This is a genomic window from Bradyrhizobium sp. MI1.7 (assembly GCF_055811795.1).
In genome coordinates, this window is the sequence record NZ_JBVVPO010000109.1 from 1 (window position 1) to 17,063 (window position 17,063).

The 17,063-nt window shown below is 54.9% G+C and carries 13 protein-coding genes; 5 read left to right on the top strand and 8 right to left on the bottom strand.

Annotated elements, in window-relative coordinates; all coding sequences use genetic code 11:
* Positions 1 to 398 precede the first annotated feature (398 nt).
* The 3 genes from AC0L3X_RS43930 (at position 399) to AC0L3X_RS43940 (ending at position 4,458) form a co-directional block, all read left to right on the top strand.
* On the top strand, positions 399 to 1,031 hold the full coding sequence (locus AC0L3X_RS43930) for a DUF4339 domain-containing protein (protein WP_085399353.1): 633 nt from the start codon (positions 399 to 401) through the stop codon (positions 1,029 to 1,031).
* An 800-nt stretch (positions 1,032 to 1,831) separates the two neighbouring features.
* Positions 1,832 to 3,316: an undecaprenyl-phosphate glucose phosphotransferase gene (locus AC0L3X_RS43935; RefSeq protein ID WP_085399354.1), complete on the top strand. Its 1,485-nt coding sequence runs from the start codon at positions 1,832 to 1,834 to the stop codon at positions 3,314 to 3,316.
* A gap of 338 nt (positions 3,317 to 3,654) precedes the next feature.
* Positions 3,655 to 4,458 carry a hypothetical protein gene (locus AC0L3X_RS43940; RefSeq protein WP_144030643.1) on the top strand — a complete coding sequence of 268 codons (804 nt, stop codon included), beginning with the start codon at positions 3,655 to 3,657 and terminating at the stop codon, positions 4,456 to 4,458.
* A gap of 13 nt (positions 4,459 to 4,471) precedes the next feature.
* Here AC0L3X_RS43940 and AC0L3X_RS43945 read toward each other — a convergent pair whose 3' ends face one another.
* The 5 genes from AC0L3X_RS43945 to AC0L3X_RS43965 form a co-directional block, all read right to left on the bottom strand.
* Complete coding sequence (locus tag AC0L3X_RS43945) at positions 4,472 to 5,800, bottom strand: O-antigen ligase family protein (RefSeq protein WP_144030644.1); 1,329 nt, start codon at positions 5,798 to 5,800, stop codon at positions 4,472 to 4,474.
* Entirely contained in the window at positions 5,797 to 7,254 is a 1,458-nt protein-coding gene (locus AC0L3X_RS43950; RefSeq protein ID WP_354100673.1) for a GumC domain-containing protein, read from the bottom strand. Before AC0L3X_RS43950 ends, AC0L3X_RS43945 begins: the two co-directional genes overlap by 4 nt.
* 228 nt (positions 7,255 to 7,482) lie before the next feature.
* Positions 7,483 to 8,589 carry an acyltransferase family protein gene (locus AC0L3X_RS43955; RefSeq protein ID WP_144030645.1) on the bottom strand — a complete coding sequence of 369 codons (1,107 nt, stop codon included), beginning with the start codon at positions 8,587 to 8,589 and terminating at the stop codon, positions 7,483 to 7,485.
* Between the two features lie 80 nt (positions 8,590 to 8,669).
* Positions 8,670 to 9,761, bottom strand: a complete 1,092-nt coding sequence (locus AC0L3X_RS43960) for an acyltransferase family protein (RefSeq protein ID WP_354100674.1) — start codon at positions 9,759 to 9,761, stop codon at positions 8,670 to 8,672.
* A 7-nt stretch (positions 9,762 to 9,768) separates the two neighbouring features.
* Positions 9,769 to 10,605, bottom strand: a complete 837-nt coding sequence (locus AC0L3X_RS43965; RefSeq protein WP_144030646.1) for a WecB/TagA/CpsF family glycosyltransferase — start codon at positions 10,603 to 10,605, stop codon at positions 9,769 to 9,771.
* A 196-nt stretch (positions 10,606 to 10,801) separates the two neighbouring features.
* Between AC0L3X_RS43965 and AC0L3X_RS43970 the strand changes: the two genes are divergently transcribed.
* The gene (locus tag AC0L3X_RS43970; protein WP_085399361.1) at positions 10,802 to 11,875 is read left to right on the top strand and encodes a glycosyltransferase family 4 protein; all 1,074 of its coding nucleotides are present in this window, start codon (positions 10,802 to 10,804) and stop codon (positions 11,873 to 11,875) included.
* Between the two features lie 60 nt (positions 11,876 to 11,935).
* Here AC0L3X_RS43970 and AC0L3X_RS43975 read toward each other — a convergent pair whose 3' ends face one another.
* Together AC0L3X_RS43975 and AC0L3X_RS43980 are read right to left on the bottom strand one after the other, a co-directional pair.
* Positions 11,936 to 13,057, bottom strand: coding sequence for a glycosyltransferase family 4 protein (locus tag AC0L3X_RS43975; RefSeq protein ID WP_473317474.1), 1,122 nt, complete (start codon positions 13,055 to 13,057; stop codon positions 11,936 to 11,938).
* The gene (locus AC0L3X_RS43980; RefSeq protein ID WP_085399363.1) at positions 13,006 to 14,295 is read right to left on the bottom strand and encodes a polysaccharide biosynthesis protein; all 1,290 of its coding nucleotides are present in this window, start codon (positions 14,293 to 14,295) and stop codon (positions 13,006 to 13,008) included. The genes AC0L3X_RS43975 and AC0L3X_RS43980 overlap by 52 nt, the downstream gene beginning before the upstream one ends.
* A 432-nt stretch (positions 14,296 to 14,727) precedes the next feature.
* Here AC0L3X_RS43980 and AC0L3X_RS43985 point away from each other — a divergent pair, with 432 nt between their 5' ends.
* Positions 14,728 to 16,263 carry a GH12 family glycosyl hydrolase domain-containing protein gene (locus tag AC0L3X_RS43985; RefSeq protein ID WP_354100675.1) on the top strand — a complete coding sequence of 512 codons (1,536 nt, stop codon included), beginning with the start codon at positions 14,728 to 14,730 and terminating at the stop codon, positions 16,261 to 16,263.
* Positions 16,264 to 16,864: 601 nt separating this feature from the next.
* Here AC0L3X_RS43985 and AC0L3X_RS43990 read toward each other — a convergent pair.
* Positions 16,865 to 17,063: hypothetical protein (locus tag AC0L3X_RS43990; protein WP_473317477.1), on the bottom strand; the 199-nt coding region annotated here is incomplete at its 5' end.

Here is a 17,063-nt window from a genome sequence, read left to right on the forward strand (position 1 = left end):
CTCACACCGCGCCAAACGGCGTAACATCCGCCGAGACTCTAACCGCTACTGGGTGAAACTTCAGGGGCAGGTCAACCTCGCGACAATTGAATTATCCGCATTCCGCGGCGAACAACAGGCGGCGTTCTAAGCTCTCCTGACTGCAGATGGGAGTGAGTGCAAACCTGGATCCGTTACGTTAACATCGATGGTTCGGAGAGGCATTTCTTGGCGCGCTGGTCGTCTGACGAATTGGCCAGAATTGAAATGGCTAGCGCCAGCCTCCAGGAATGCTGACCTGGGAAACAACCGACGGCTCGTACTCCAGCGGGTGGGAGCGGCGTCATGCTTTCGAGACTAGACGCTCATAGTTGCGTAATCCAATATGGTTTCTTTGATGTCGTTTCCGTGGGGGAGCCATGTCGATCGCGGAATGGTTCGTTTGGCAAGACGGAAATCAATTCGGACCAATAACAATTGAAGAGTTGAGGTCGATGCGCGCCACGGGAAAACTTCGGCCGACCGGATACGTGTGGAAACAAGGACTCGGGACGTGGAAACGTCTCTCCGATCTTTTTCCCACCGCAGCGGCGCAGCCTCTAGAGGCACTCCCCCCTGCTCCTCAAGCGGCTTCGACTACATACTGTGATCAAAACCTCACCATCAGTAATGGCGAAGCTCAGCTGGACGGCCAGGAATTTCTGCTAAGCATGATACGCGACATTTCGGTAAAGACGGAGACGCCCGTGGGTGGGCTGACGTGCTTAGCGTTCGGCGCAGTGCTCCTAATACCTGCATTGATGCACATTCAGGAGCCACGAGATGGGCCGTTCTATATTGCTATATTCACAGTCGTCGGAATGATCTTTGCTCTGTACAATATCATCGATGTTTCATCAAATTCATACTTGGAGGTCGCACTGCGGAACGGCGCAAGTGTTGTTTTTCATGCCCGCGATAAGAGCTACCTGAACAAATTGGCCGACAGGCTCCAAGTTGCTCTCGAGGCCGCACAGCAAATCTCTAGAGATAGCGAACGGCAGTCACAATGAAGCGTATAATTCAGCATCCGAGCCAGGGCGTCATCCTTTGTACTCCCCACGGCCTGCGTCGGTTCACTACCAATTCGGTCGAGAACGGCACTAGCTGGTGCCGTTTTTTACATCAATCAACGCTGTAAGGCACTACCTTCGCCCGCCAAGTAGTTCGAATCGATGCACGTACTACGGTCATGGGCCTCCGTTGCTGTGTGCGGCACTTCAACCTTGGCAGCCTCGCGATACTGAAGGCCAAACGTTGGTCTGAACCGGCTGCTGCAACGACTATGCGACGACCACTCTTGGCGGGCGGTAATTGTCACTTGGTGGCCGGCGCACCTCATTCTCCATAACCGCTGATTTCGAGTGTGGTCGACGACGCTCTTTGGGTTCACTCTCATGCATATGCCGGCAAATGCGAAGCTTTGGGCTCCGATACGTCGCTGCACCCATTGTGGACGGCAAGTCTTAGGGCTTTCAAGCCAAACTTTGATTACCGTGTGAAAGGTCTCAGCGGGGGCCAGATGTGCGATCACCTTGGTGCGGCTGTCGCCCTGTCCGCAGTCGCCAATCAGAAGCGGACACGCGCACGCTCACCGCTCAGAGTGCTTGCCAACAGCTATTGGGGGATGGGAGGCGGCGCGATGCAAAGCACACCTCAGGTGAATAAAAACCGCGGCCAATCCGCACGACTTTAGTCTAAGGCGGAAGTCATTGTTGCGCCGCAATCAGAGGTCAGTTAATGCAAGGTTAATTTTGCAGCCAAATCGTTAGCGGTGAGCTTTTTCGCACCGAGTTTTTTGAGTGTATTTTTTATGTCGAATTGTAATGGTAAATTGGCCTCGGATCGGACAGTTCCCTCTCTTGATCAAATTGGCTTTGCAACCAGGGAGTTTCGATTCCGATTTCCCCAAGCGGCAGCAGGTTGCTTTTGCGCCGCGGTCGATTTTTCAGTCATTACGGCGTCGAGCATTCTAGGCTGCTCAATTTATCAAGCGTTCTCAAGCCGCGCTGTCAGTAATTTCGATGCCTTTGCGTTGTCGGGAAGCATTGCGGCGATCCTTTATTTGTGGATGGCGCACGCGGCTGGATTCTACCAACTCGGCTCAATCGTTTCGTCGCGCCCCGCTTATCGAAGAATCATCAATCGTTGGCTTATCGTCGGGCTTCTGCTCACCTTTCTGGCGTTCCTGCTCAAGGTTGGCGCGATCTTTTCGCGGGGGTCGATTATCAGCTTTGTCGCTTTGTCGGCGACGCTGTTAATGGGTGCGCGCTGGGCTGTCACGCGCGTTGTTAGGGGGGCCGTGACCGGAGGAATGCTAGCTGGTCGTCGAGCTGTCCTCGTTGGATCACGGGATGAGTTGGCGGCTTTGGACGGCGATCAGCTCTTGAGGGATTTTGGCTTAACCGAGATCGACCGCTTAACTCTCCCAAGCCACAGCCTCTCGATGATGCAGCTGAGCTTCAGTGAGATGAGCGTGCTCAATCAGGCTATGGAGAGCGCGAGGCAGAAGGGAGCGGAAAGGATTGTACTGGCAATTTCCTGGAATGAGTCGCGCAGGCTTGAACTCATACGCGACCGCATGCGGGCCTCCCCGCTTCCCGTTCAATTGGTCCCGGACCGGGTTGTTCGAGACATCACACAGGACCTGACCCTAGCCTCGAAGCCCTACTCCGCGATTGAAATCAAACGCGGGCCACTCTCCCACTTCGAGCAGTTCTTGAAACGCGCGTTGGACATCGTCGGTGCCGTGGCGCTGCTCGTGTTGCTATGGCCACCTATGCTCTTAGCTGCGATTGCAATCAAATTGGATTCGGCAGGACCGGTTCTGTTCCGACAGCGGAGAAACGGATTTAACACGAAGCAATTCAGGATACTGAAGTTCCGCACCATGACCGTGGGCGAAGATAGCGACAAGGTCGTCCAGGCGACGCGATTCGATCGGAGAGTAACGCGGGTAGGTCGCCATTTGCGTCGGTCGAGCGTCGACGAGCTTCCACAACTTTTTAACGTCCTGAAGGGTGATATGTCGCTGGTCGGACCACGACCGCATGCTCTTGTGCATGATATCCAGTATGGCGAAATACTATCAGACTACGCATTTCGCCACCACGTCAAGCCCGGCATCACCGGTTGGGCTCAAGTGAATGGATTTCGGGGCGAGACTCCTCGGATCGAACAAATGCAGCGACGAGTGGAACTCGACCTCTGGTACATCAACAACTGGAGCCTGTTGTTGGACCTGAAGATTCTGTTCAAGACAGCCTTTGAGGTTGCGAGCGCGCGAAACGCCTATTGAGCATCGCGACGTGTCAGGGCACGCCAATCAGGTGAATTTCTCGTGACGCGCCAGTATGATTATTGTCAGGAAGCGCAATTGCGTGGGCAATAGAGAGCGCATTGGCGGCGCTTCCAAGCCCGCAAGGAGAGGTGATACTAGCCGTTCGGTAGACCGAACGCTTGAGTGCGCAGTACACCTTAGCTAAGCAAGGATTCTAGTTTCAGGAGCTCGGACAGCGTTCGATCTCGGATTGCATCCAAATTCAAAAGAATGACCGCGCGATGTGCCCCCTATTTAATAGACGTTCGATCACCGTGGGGGCAGCGACGAGCCTCCTGCTTGCACGCCCAGGTCGAGTGGTCGCCGACGTCTCTTCCGGAGGCTTACCACCGGCCCAGCTCGCTGAAATCACGCTGACCGATCAAAGAGGGGCAAGCAAGCAGGAATACAGTTCGGGTCAATTCTTGGCCTTTCAGGCAGTGAACGACGCGTCGGCTGATAGACTTCAGACAATCACGCTTCTTCCCGAAAGCTTTCCCAAAGGCACGATTCTGCGATGGAAATGGCCTGACAACGCGAACGACAGCGTAAAGAGCTGGAACGCCATCGATTACGGAAACTATCTCAATACGATTACACCCGCCCAAGTTCCACCGAGCAGGATAAAAGCAATATCGGCACTAATTCACGAAGCCGATATCGGCTACTCGGCACCTTCGGACAGCGCGAACGTGGCGTTAGACCTCTTTCTTTACACATCTGGCTCATCGACCGAAGCGACGATGGCGTGCGAAATCCAAGTATTCCTCCATGCCACGCCATCGGCACGGCGTTTCATGGCGACTTTGGAATCATTGGGAATCTATGAGTCCGCCGCCATCGGAAGCAGTCCATCCGTCAGGTGGGCAGTCACACGTCAGCAGTCGAATTTCTTCAAAACTCCCTACTACCTGTTTTGTCCGAGCGACGGATCGGATCAACTGGCCTCAACTTTCGATGTGAAGGCTCTTCTCAACTGGCTCAGGTGGGTGAATCAGACAACAGGGAAGATCTATCTGACCGGCGAAGAGTATTTCAATGGATTGGCTACGGGTGTCGAGCCGGTAAGAAAATCAGGTTCCGCGCTCTTTCATTCGATCGAGGTGACGTATACGAGATGAGGCGCTCCGCGCGCTACGGAATAGGTTGCACCACACGCAAGCGGCGGTAACGCTCTTGGATTGCTCGATAAGTCTCAACTACTGTCTCGCGGTTTACGAGAGCCGCGACGCCGACGAGGATGATCCAACATGGGTTGGAGCGATCGACGATCGAATCTTCGAGAAAGTCACGAAAAACGATAAAGAACAACAACGCAGTCAGAACAAATCGGTCTCTTCCCAAGCGTTCGGCGGAAAAGAGTTCCTTCGCTGGCATTATTACCGCAGCGATTAATGTCAAAACAAGGCCTGCGGCGCCGACTTGGATCGCGATGTTGAGATAGCCATTGTGGGTGTGGTCAATCTGCTCAGCGACCCAACCGTCGGCGTATTGAAAAACTGGACTGGCTTTGCCGATCGCCCAAAACGAACCGTAGCCAGCCCCTAGAAACGGGTGATCAACAAAATAGGATGAGGCGATGGCCCATATTTGAGGCCGGCCGGTGAAGGCGCCAGGATCGTCAAGTTTACTCAGCAGTTCGGATATCTCACGGTTGTAGAAATTCAGAAATCCGAGCACGCAGACGATGGCCAAAGAGCAGACAACAAGCCGAAGCCGGCGGTATGGCCACGTCGTCGCGGCGACAACACCGAATGCAATCGCCACGAACAGCAGGCCAAGAGAGGTCTTTGATCCCGTTCCGATCAGGAAGCAGACCGCGAGCAATGCAAGCAGCGGGCAGACCAGAAACGATCGATCTCGCATGGCTCTGTCGATGAACACAATGGTCGCGATCGCGGTAAACGCGCCGGTCTCGTTCTTGTGAATGTGAGCCCCTCGCCAGTCTCCGATCAATCCAACATCTGGCCCCGCCGCTGTGTGAACGCCATTGGGTGACACCAGCAATGCGACCCAGTCCAGGAATAGTATCGCTACCGAAATCATGAAGAGCGCATTCAGAAACTCTGGGCTCGTCATGCGCCGAACAACGAGCGAAATGGCTACAGTAACCATTACGAGCAGCAGGACGCGTCTCACTGCGATCATCGGGTCAACGGCCCAGACGACGCTTACCAAGCACCACAACAACACCATGGCGAGCCATACCGGCACGCTGCCAAGGCTCTCCACTCCCTCCTCGTACCACACCCTCCACACGACGAGGGCAAAAAGAGCCGCGAAAGCGCATTGCTTGGCCAGGTCACCGCCCCCCGCTTCAAGGCTGGCAAGTTGCATATCGCCTTCGCCGAAAATGAAGACCGGAGTAAAGCCGACCCAGGCCACAAACAATGCGGCGCAGACAATCCATTGTCCCCAATAAGACGGAGAGACTTCGAATTTACGAGCGGCTGACAAGCTCAAGACACCTTGTCTCGCACTCGATCCAGCGACGTCAGGCTAAATTCCTCTGACGATTCGAGGTTGAAGACCTGGTTGCGGTCAGACTTATTACCCGCGGGCTTGAGGCCCTTCCTACCAAACAGCAGGATGCCCGCAAAGCCGAGCAAGAGCGAGGCGATCGCAGCCGACCCGATGGCCAGAGTGTACCTTGGAAATATCGGACGAAGCGGGACCGTCGCCAGTTGCAAAACTTTCAGCGGCGAAATTTTCGCCGCTGAGAGTTCGGCATTGATTTGCTCTTCGACCATTCGGCGCGAATATAGGTCCGAGTTCGCCACCGCTTGATCGAGCGCGCGCCTCCTCACCAGAAACTCCCGTTCATTATCCGATAGTTTATTCAATTGTTCCGTCATCGCCACGGCTTCCGCCGCCTGTTGCTTCTCGAGGGTTACCGCGCCTACGAGTTCCGAGTTTATCTTGAATAGATTGACCATCGACTGCTGGTAGACTTGGATCATCAAAAGCGGCGGATTATCGCTGACGTCGGAACCGGAACGAGGAGCACTCAATTGGCTCGATGCCGGCGGCTGCGCTGTCCCACCCTGCGAGCGGTCCGGCTTAAAGCTATCGACCAGCGATGAGAGGTATGGAGAACGCGTGACCGGAGCGAGCTTTCGAAGTTGATCGAGCATGTCTTTCAGCTCGCCGTTTTTCTGCGCGATCAATCCGCGTGTGCTGGCCATCGAATTCAACAAGTCGCTTTGACGCTGCAGCAGCAACTTGCGCTGCTCATCGGCCGAATAGGTCTGTGTGCGTTCCGCGAATTCATTCACAGACGTCGCAGCCTCCTTCAGCTGATCGTCGAAGCGTTGCTTCTGTCGCGTGAAGAATTCCGAAGCGCTATGGCTGCTGTATAATTCCAGATAACGATCGATCAGCGAGCGCGCAATCGCGTTTGCGAAAGCCGCGGCCACGAGCGGGCGTCTATCCCGGAACGAGATTCGCAGCACATCGCTGTTGGGCTCAGCTTGGATGGACAAGCCGTTCCGAAGTTGAAACGAAGCAGCGTCGAGCTTATCGAGGCTGGCCGGCGGTGAAGTGTCACCTGCGAAGAAATGTTGCCTCAAGCGAGTGAAAATTGAGTCCGGCATCGTCGGCGTGTGATCGAAGAGCGTTTCCATTCCGACCGATTCAATCGCGGAATGGATGACCTCGTCACTCTCAGCTATCCGAACGAGAGATGCGCCCTTTGTGGGAATCTTCTGGGGCGTCCCGCTTGCATCTTGCGTGCTGCTTTGACTGGCAAAGACGAGCGCTAATCCTTCGTATTTTGGTTGTAGGGCAAAAATTGCTGACAAAAGACCAGCAAAAGCAATTGCCGATAGGGCAATAAACAGAACGAAATTGCGCCAAACGAGGCTGAACAGGCCAACCGTGCGCTGTCCGATCATCCTGTCAAACTGACCTATATCCATGCTGCAACCTTTGCCGAAATTGTCGGGAACTTGCCCCACGTCGTTACGACGTTTACGAAATTGATCGCTCGATAAACTTCAAGCTAGAGTGAGGAAGTATCCTAGGAACCGCCTCTCACTTGCGGGTTGGAGTTTAGCCCGGATTTCTCAATTCATCATGCCCATGCATTTAACATGCCCCAACCGGAGGAGCCACAACGGTCTCTGCTAATGGTAAGCGCCCTCCGGTTAGGCTAACAGTCGGGCCCGCTTCGGCAGATCCCGCGGGCGCTCCGCAAAATGACGGAGTTTTTCGCCCAAAGGGCGCTCGATCGAAAGATGCACGAGATATCCCACCAAATTGCACAATAAGATAGAGGCAATTAAGAACGCTACCGGATGTTGCATCGAACGCGGCAACAGGCCCCAGACGGTCGCGAAAACCATCAAGACGAGTGGATGAATGAGGTAGGTGCTGTAAGACGCATCGCCGGCGGTCTCAAGTACCTGCTCGACCCTGCCAGGCGCGGCTGTGACAGCGTTGGTGCAAATATAGACAGTACACACCGCCATCGCGGCAAAAAGAATCTGCCAGGATACCGGCAACGGGAATGCTCCACCGAGCGCTATGAACGCGCCTCCGCAGGCGACCATGAGAATTAGAGAGCACGCGATGGGATTAGGCACTGCATACCGCCGAAGCGCGCTGTGCTCCAGCAGCCCGACGACCATGCCCAAAGCAAACAGCAGAATAATGGGATCGCTCCAGAACTGAGCAGGAGTGACTGGATCGGAATAGGGGAACGGCGGCCAGAAGATCACATGGCAAACCACCAAGGCTGCGAGAACGACGAATATCCAGGCGAGGCCCAAGCCTCTTCTGAATGTCAACGAGAGAGCGAATAACATGTAGAACATCATCTCATAGTTGAGAGTCCATCCCTGTCCTACGATCGGCCTCATGCCCGACGCCCCCGGCGATAGATATGGAACGAAGAGCAGACTTTTAACGAGGTCCACGGGGTTGAAAGCATTCGTCCGCACTACGGAAACAACCAGAAAGGCCGAAGTCGCCAGCCAGTATAGCGGTACGACCCTCAGGATGCGTCGAACAGCGAACCGCCTCGCCTGTTGGATGTCGCCGAATGTATCATACGAGCTACGGACCATGATGAGCCCGCTGATCACGAAGAAAACAGCAACCCCGACCCAGCCTAGTATCCAGGCAAGCGCGTAGTTATGCTCTCCAAGAAGCTGCCTGCGTATGGGATACTCCAAGGCATGATCGGCGACGACGAGCGAAGCCGCGATCGCACGGAGCGCCTGCAGGTGATGAAGTTTGCCGGTTACACGCATGTCTTTTTTCTGCTTCGTGCCGTCTTGGTCCAGCGCTGGCCGATGCAGTGGGCCACGGGACCGAGACGCGAGCCGATACGTCACCTGAAACCTGCAGCTAGTTGAGCGCCTTCAGGCTTTCCGCGACGGATGAGTTGGGTCAGAGGCCGCTCGATCAAGAAGTGCGCCAACACACCGGCAACGACCGCGGCCGGAAATATGAACCAGAAAACGAGATTGGGCGACGATTGTCCGATCTGAAAACGAAAGAATATCTGACAAAGAATCGATATGGCCGCCGAATGAACAAGGTAGATTGCATATGATGCCTCGCCAAGCACCAATAGGGGCCAGCTCGGAACAAAGCCATGCCTTCGCTCGGCCAGCGCGAATCCGAGCAGGATTAGAAAAAACGGAACTCCGAGCGCCAACAAATCCTTGGGCAACCCCTGCTGAGCCTCGATGGATTCGTATGCCGCTCGCGGGGCCAGTGCGACAAGCAGGAAGATGCCCAGTGTGCCGATCGGCAAACCCAACCAATCCGGAAGCTGCCTGTAAGCAAGATAGGCAAGCATCCCGAAGAAGAAGTTGATGTTCCACATGCTCATCCAGCCCATATCTAGGCTGTGCAGCAAGAAAGACGATATCATGATCGCGACGAACCAGCAGGCGAGTACGACGGCACCGGCCGCCCTGTTCAAGATCGCAATTGCAAAAATGCAGTAGAACAAGACCTCAAACAGGAGGGTCCAGGCGACCTTCAGCGGCAGCGATGGCTCATTTACCCATCGCAGGAGTGTGTAGGACGAGAGAAGATCGCCCCAGGTGATGCCGAAGTTGATCTTTCCCACACCAGCGAAAGCTGCGGCAATAAACAAGGTCAGAAACGCCCAATAGGCTGGATAGACGCGGGAGAACCGCCGCCACAGATACGTCGTCAGTTGACGCGGCTTGCCGATATCCTTTGCGTGCGCGAGAAAGATGATAAACCCGCTCAGCACGAAAAAGAAATTCACGCCAAACCATCCGCGGCTCGCGACCGCCTCGATCCATCCGAACGGGTGCAATCCGCCATATTCAACATGGGCCATGATAAGACCTACGTGAAACGCCACCACGCTCACGGAAGCTAACCCGCGCATGACTTGGATGGATTGGATCGGATTGCCGGACTTCACCCTGCCTTCTGACATTACATTCTCACGCGGCTTCGGATTTGCCCGGCTCTATGCCACGGCCTTGTCCGCGGGAGTTAGAATTAGCATGATCAGGGTTACTGCTTGCGATCTCTGATGAGCCGCTGACCTTAGCAAGTAGGTTTGATCGGCTGACCCAAGCAACTTGAACTATCCTTGTAGAGAAGATTACACCGCCGACGATGTAGCGGCGCCACAACCTCCTTGGCTCTAAAAGCAGCCTGAAGAGCCATTCCATGCGAAAGCGTCTGAGGCCTTTAGGTGCGCGCGGAAACCTATCGGCGAGGAAATCAAGTATCGCTCCACCGTTCAATATCAAACACGGATGCCGATCGAGGCGCTTGACGAGTTCCACGGCGACGAATTCCTGCTTCGGCATTCCCATGCCGAGCAAGATGATATCCGGAGCCGCGCACGCGACCTCCTCGACATAGGCGCCGACATCCTTGAAGCCGTCGATGCGAAGCACGACGTTTGCGCCAAACTCCTCTATTCGTGCGCAAGCCGCTGAAAGCCAAGGCTCTCTGGTTCCTATGACGGCAACTCGCGCTCCCGGCCGAGACTGAAGCACCGCAGGAATTAGATCAGTGCCATTGGTATTAACACCCGCCTTCAGTGCGGCTGCCTGCATGATCAATTCGGTACCGACGCCATCTCGCAGCACGATCTCCGAAGCCATCAACGCGCTATAAAACGCGGGATTGCGGCAGGACAAGTTGAAGGCGTGCGCATTCAAGAATGAAACAATTGCCGGGCTGACTCTGACTGAATTCAGCCAATCTATGCAATCTTTGCTGTTACCGAATACGCGAACTTTTTCCAGCAAGCTGATTGAATGCAAATTTTCACCATCAAAAAAGAGAAAAGTAATAAATCTTTAAAGTTTCTGATAACAATCGGCGATTCGCGCGTCAATCGCCCGCGGAGGGCAAAAATGCGGCACTTTCAAGATATTTTTAGGCACATGACATGAGTTTTCCGCAGCGCAAGCTTGCATTTCCTAGGTCTAACCAACCGGCGGCTGAGGCGCTGCCGCGATGAGAATTCTCGTCATTGGTGGCACGCGCGATCACTTGGGAGGCGTCGAGGCGTTTTGCGATCGAGCCAAAATCTCAATGGAGCGAATTTGCCCCGAACTCCGGATCGAACGTCTGTGGACCAGCACGGCATATTTGTCATTGCGGCGGCTTCCTGCATTTGTGCTCGGCGTGTTGCGTCTCATCGCCTCCCGCGCTAGCGGCAATGCTGTGGCCTGGATCCAATATGTAAATCTTCCCGATCTGATCTACGTCCTGCTCGCCAAGGCACTGGGCTACGAAACCGTCGTGACCCCGCATCTGGGCTTGAACTGGAAGTCGCAGCGCAATTCGACCCTGCGGACGATATCTCGGCTGATCTTGTCGAGAGCCGATCGGATCGCGTTGCTATCCCAAACCCAGGAGAGCGAAATATCTCTCCCATCGAACGTCCAACGGTCGCTCATCCGAACCTTCCTACCGCCGGAGGTCCTTGAGCCGATCTCCGTGCCGGCCAACACCGACAAGTCCGAGCTTCCGTCAGGTGAACTGCGGCTCATACATGCGAGCCGGCTCTCCGTTGCGAAGGGCACTTTTTTGATGCTCGATGTTTGTGCGCGTCTTCAAGCGGCCGGCGTGACTTTTTCGGCGCAGATCGTCGGCAGTGCAGACGAGGAAACGCGCATTTCGCTGCGAAAAAGTATTGAGGAGAAGAACCTCTCCGAGCATGTCAGCCTGCTTGGTTGGGCCACGCCTGAACAACTGATGGGCCAACTCCGCAACGCGGACGTGCTTGTGCACCTCTCGCAAGTGGATTCCTATCCGCTCATCGTCCTTGAGGCGTTGGCTTCGGGCACGTTACCGCTAGCGCTTGATCTGGCTGGCGCCAGATCCATGATCTCTGACTATGACGGGTTTCTTGTGAGCCGCCTACAGCCCGTGGAAGATGCCGTCACACATCTGACCACCTGCACCTTGGCTGACATCAGATCCCGCGCAGCGGCGCACGCCGGACAAGTGAGAGCGGATTTTGCGTGGCCCACGGCAGCAACGCTATTGCTCGAATCGCTGCAACCCACACGGAGCCCTACTTAGAAGCGTGCTCAAACGCCGAGCGGAAAGAAAATTCAGCAGGCACACCCCGTTCGTGCTGAGTTATTGATATTCAGCGATCATTTTCGCAGCTATTTTGGACCAATCGAGACGGGCACGGGCGGTTGCCAGCGCCCCTGCCCGCAGCCGCTCGCGCAATCCAGGGTCTCCCGAGAGGCGGCTCAATGCCCGCGCCAAAGAACCGGCGTCGTTCGGTTCGACCAGGAGCCCGTTGACGCCATCCTGAACCACATCGACAATGCCGCCAACGCGACTTGCGACGACAAACCTCCCGTTCGCGAAGGCGGCTGACAGCACGCCGCTTTGGGTCGCGCTGAGGTATGGCAACACCAAGCCGTCGCACGCGCCCATCTTGTCGATAATCTCGGCAGCCGGAAGGAAGCGATTGGTCACATCGACCGAGGGCAGAGAACGGAAGCGCCCTTCGAGACGATCCAGTTCGGGGCCGGCACCAGCGATATGCAATGTACCCTCTCCGCCCTCCCGGAGGAAAATCTCCATGGCGTCGCACAGTACCTCCAATCCCTTGTAGGCCTCCATTCGGCCGAACATCAGCATCGAAAAAGGACCTGTCGGGCTGGAAATCTTCTCTCCCGCAAGGATGATTCCATGTTCCGTGAGATGAACTCGGTCATCGCGATGCGGTGCCGGGAGGTACTCCTCAAGGTATTGCTCGCGGCATGAGAGGCCGTGGACAAAGATATGGTGAACACTTCGTCGCGTATATCGACGAAGCGGTGCTAGTCTCCTCGCGATCGCGTCATCCCCACCCATGTGAGGGACAGGATCATGGATGGTAAGCGCGAGAACCGCAAATGGTCGCGCCAGGGTTACGACAATAGCGGCTAAGACCGCCTTCCTAAATCCGCTAGGCTCCTGCCAGTGTATCACCGTAGGCCTAAACCGAATGATACCGATCAGAAGCGTCCACAAATCGCGAATTGAGACAAGGTTCGTTTGCTGGACCTCGACCCGGGGCGCAGCGGGACGTGATCGTCCTTCATACTCGGAAATCAGGGCAGCCTGATCGATCATCAATCGAACGTCGGATTGTTCCGACAGGGCCCTGGACAACAAATAAGAGTATTCCGGGAAATGGGGGGCAATCATAACTATCCGTTGCATTCGGCCGCTCTCTCTAAACGACTGAGTTCTCTCAACCATTTACGAGCAAAATAGAGGGTTGCTCCAAGATAAATGATTGCTCCAAGACACAGGCCGGCGATGGACCACAGAGCACCGGCGAACATCACCAACATCCAGACGGCCCCGACGCTTCCGATAGACGAATAAACGCTAGCCATTGCAAGATCCTTGAATTCTCCCGCGGCCTGGAGGAGCGCGCTCTCCGGCGTTTGCAGGAGACGAAGTGCGGCGAATACGGTCCAGAGCACGGTTGCAGCTGCCACGTAATCCAAATCATAGGTCGGCGGGAACAATAGACGCGGCAACCACAGAAATATGACGACGCTGATCAGAACGGTGGCAATCCAAATCGCCGCAAGCGCGGCACGAAACAACATAAGAGACTGTCTGACGGCCGAAAATTGTCCCCCTGAGATCAATCGTGCCATCTGTGGGCGCTCAAAATCGGTCAGTGCATTCTGAGCGACGTTAATCGGGCGCATCAACAGAGAGCTTGCGGCAATTGGTGCAAATGCAGAGGGCCCCTGCAACAAAGTGACGATGTAGACATGTGCATTTGCGGTGGCCTCCGTTGTCAACACACCCAATAATGCCCATCGAGCTTGGTCTTTCCAAATCAGCCGGTACCGGGCAAATGCAACGCCCCACCCCTCGCCGACATGCAGCGAAAAATACGATTTCCCGATCGGCAACACCCCGATTATGGCGCCAACCAACATCGAAAAGTAGCAGGCGATCTGGGGGGGCCAGCCGAGCAGTCTGATCGTGACCGCAAGCATCGCGAGAAGACTGACGCTGTACGCCAGATCCGACGCCACCGCCCTTAGCTGCTGGCAGCGGACATAGGCAAAAGAACGCCCAAACCAGCGAATCAGCGCGACAGCGCCATAAAGGGCAAAACAAATCGACGCTGATGTGCTCAGCCCGAGCCGCTCCGCAACCAGAAAGAAAACGACGATCGAAAACGCTGCTGCAATCCAATTGATACATCTAAGAACGTTGATCCCGATGCGCTGTTCGGCGATCGAAGTTTCCAGCAGGAGTACCGGCAAAGGCGCACAAAACAACGCGCTCCAAATGCCCCAGCTGAATTGAGCTGCTACCAGCAAAAATGTAAAAACGCCGAATTCGGCCGGTGACAATACTCGCAGCATGAGCAAGGAAAGCGTGAGATGGATCGCTGCTACGCTGACGGGCCCGACGACGGCGATCGCGTAGCGCAACAGCTTTGTCGAGCTCCAGGAAAAGGTGCTCATGTGTCCATCTCGATCTGATTAAGGGCCACGAAATCGACCTGCGCCGACGGCGTCCTGCGATGGACATCCGGATCGGTGGTAACCGCTGGGGATGATGTCTTGGACTACGACTGAAAACGCAATCACTTTGGGAAGGGCCCCGACCGGCCTCGAATTCGTTAGAAATTAACGACCGACGACCTTGAACTACTCCTACTTATTTCAACATGCATTGCATGTGCCAGTATTTTTCGTCGAGTTTCATCATTAATGTAAACTCATGGTGGGCTTTTGCCTGAAGAAAGCACCACCCCCAGCGTGTCTGCCGGGCGACCTGCCGCTTTTTATCTTTCAGCTTAAAGTGAGAGAAACAGCCTCGTCCTAAGAGTTGACCCAACATCATTTGTGGGAACTTGATTCATGGACGGGCTAAGCTCGAGTTACGAGATCCATATGGTCGGTGGTCAGAAGACCATCGTCAAAAATGGCGTATATGTTGCGAACAATGCCTGGAATCCAGGCTCTCTCGTTGATGGCGTTGACTACACGATTCAGAGTACGTCCAACTTGAATAACCTGACGGAAGGGACCACGTTTCAATGGTCGTTCCCCACCGTCACCGATCTATACTCCCCGGTCCGCGCCTATCCGGACATCATCTTTGGCGTAGCGCCCTACGGCGATACGGTTAATGCGACCGATACGACACACACTTTTCCGATGCAGTTGGGGAACATCGCAGCTCTCACCGCTGACTACAGTACGACCTATTCGGGAGATACAACCGGTTTCAATGTCTCATTCGATATCTGGTTAACCAGCGCGCCGAATGGCGACGGGTCAACCGTTACAAACGAGATCATGATATGGACCCATGGCAATGCCTTCCAACCCTGGGGAGATGCCATCGGCAAATACTCCAACGGGGCGTATTCGGGAACATTCTACCATACGGGCACCTATACGGCGCTCATTTTGGACAACGATGTGCCTGCGGGTACGTTTGATATCAATTCCGTGTTCGATAGCCTCAAAAGTCTCAATGTCGTTTCTGACAAAGAATGGCTCGCTTCCGTCGATTTTGGATCCGAGGTAATTTCCGGCTCTGGATCTCTAACTATCAACAATCTTGATCTTTCGCTGACGACGAATGACGGTACCAGCAAGGAGATATCGGGCAAAGGCACAACTACTATTGTCGGAGAGAGCGCGCACGACCTTCAGCCGATAACCGATTCTTTGGGAGTTCTCACAGGTTACCGCGAAACGACATCGGACTCTGCCGGCAATCAGATTGTTCGAATGTACGACAGCGAGCGAACGTTGCTCACTACTGAATCGATCAACACCGCGTCGAACGGAAACGTCTTTACCGAGATGCGCGACGCGAATGGAAATTTTCAGAGCCTGACCGGCGTCATTCAAAATGCCGACGGGTCGACTATGACGGCCCACTACAGCGAGTCGCACGCGTTGACAGGATGGGAGATATCGAAAATCGGCAGCGCCGGAAACGTCACGACCGTCTACTATTCGAGCACAGGCAGCGTCACTGGAAGCTCTATCGAGACCACAGCCGCCGACGGCACAAAAACAGTCGTTCAATACGATGCCCACGGCCAGGCAGCCAGCAACACGCCTTACCAAGCGATTACAGATGCGAATGGAACGTTCACCGGCTACAAACTCGTCTCGACCGACGACGTAGGTGATCCGCTCATCAAATTGTTCGATTTCAGCAAGTCGTTGACATTTGTCGATAGCATCAAGCATGCCCCTAATGGAGACGTATTTATCAGCCACAGCGATGCAGCGGGTAACGCGCTCGGCGTCACCGGTCTGATACAAAAGGACGACGGCTCGGTGCTGGTGGCTCAGTATGACGCCGCTCACACCCTCCTGAACTATCACGTGGATTCCACCATGCACTCGGGAACGGACCTTCTTCAACTGGCGCAGACAAACGCCGCCTTCCTATTGGCCGCTTGAGCATCTCGAGCTCGACGATCCACTTCCGGTAAACAGTCGATCGAGCTCTTTAAGCCTATCGAATCCAGGAATTCTCAGTCAGAGGTAGCAGAGTTGCTTCTCCGTTCAACACAGGCGATGATCGCGCGGCTCAAGTGCGTGATTTCTTGAAGCCTCGATCGCTTCGCTGGATATCCTGCGCGCTGGCCGCAAGGATGGTGCCCCGCGTGTGATCACAGACGATGAAGGCCGCAATTTGGGCGATAGGACAGACCGCTCGCTGCCGCGCAGTCCGCCAGATCCGCGCTGAACTCTACGGCGTTTCCACCTACTGAACTTTAGTTCGATTGTGGCAATGGCACGCGACACCTAGACTACGTGGTAATTTTATTTGTCGATTTGAGAACCATCGAACCGTGTGGCTATATATTGATCTAGCGCTTGTTTCATTATTCTTTGTAGCGGCGATCTTCGTCCTTTACATCGCATTCAATCTTCCTGAAGACATCTATACGGAAGAAGATTAAAGGTGGTTAGGCCATTGTCGCCCCTCTCAAGCGAGCAACCGTCTCGCGAGAGGTCTTCGACATGGTAACTCGGACGCTACAACGCAGTTCGCCTTCTACCCTGTTGGTGACTCTTCATGGCATTCGCGGTTTCGCGCGTGGAATCGCTTCGATCGACGCGCCAGGGAGAAGCCGTTCGCCAGAACTCGTACTCGCGCTGCCCCAAGCACGAAGGCGACGTAAGCGCTGTTTCGGTCCCACCTTCCATTGAAGGCGTCGAGCGAGGAATGATCGATCTCTGATTGGAGATCGGCT

Coding starts and splice junctions, on each gene's coding strand:
- AC0L3X_RS43975 (WP_473317474.1), bottom strand. CDS start 13,057: ATGGTTGAGAGAACTCAGTCGTTTAGAGAGAGCGGCCGAATGCAACGG.
- AC0L3X_RS43930 (WP_085399353.1), top strand. CDS start 399: ATGTCGATCGCGGAATGGTTCGTTTGGCAAGACGGAAATCAATTCGGA.
- AC0L3X_RS43950 (WP_354100673.1), bottom strand. CDS start 7,254: ATGGATATAGGTCAGTTTGACAGGATGATCGGACAGCGCACGGTTGGC.
- AC0L3X_RS43985 (WP_354100675.1), top strand. CDS start 14,728: ATGGTCGGTGGTCAGAAGACCATCGTCAAAAATGGCGTATATGTTGCG.
- AC0L3X_RS43935 (WP_085399354.1), top strand. CDS start 1,832: ATGTCGAATTGTAATGGTAAATTGGCCTCGGATCGGACAGTTCCCTCT.
- AC0L3X_RS43980 (WP_085399363.1), bottom strand. CDS start 14,295: ATGAGCACCTTTTCCTGGAGCTCGACAAAGCTGTTGCGCTACGCGATC.
- AC0L3X_RS43970 (WP_085399361.1), top strand. CDS start 10,802: ATGAGAATTCTCGTCATTGGTGGCACGCGCGATCACTTGGGAGGCGTC.
- AC0L3X_RS43955 (WP_144030645.1), bottom strand. CDS start 8,589: ATGCGTGTAACCGGCAAACTTCATCACCTGCAGGCGCTCCGTGCGATC.
- AC0L3X_RS43960 (WP_354100674.1), bottom strand. CDS start 9,761: ATGTCAGAAGGCAGGGTGAAGTCCGGCAATCCGATCCAATCCATCCAA.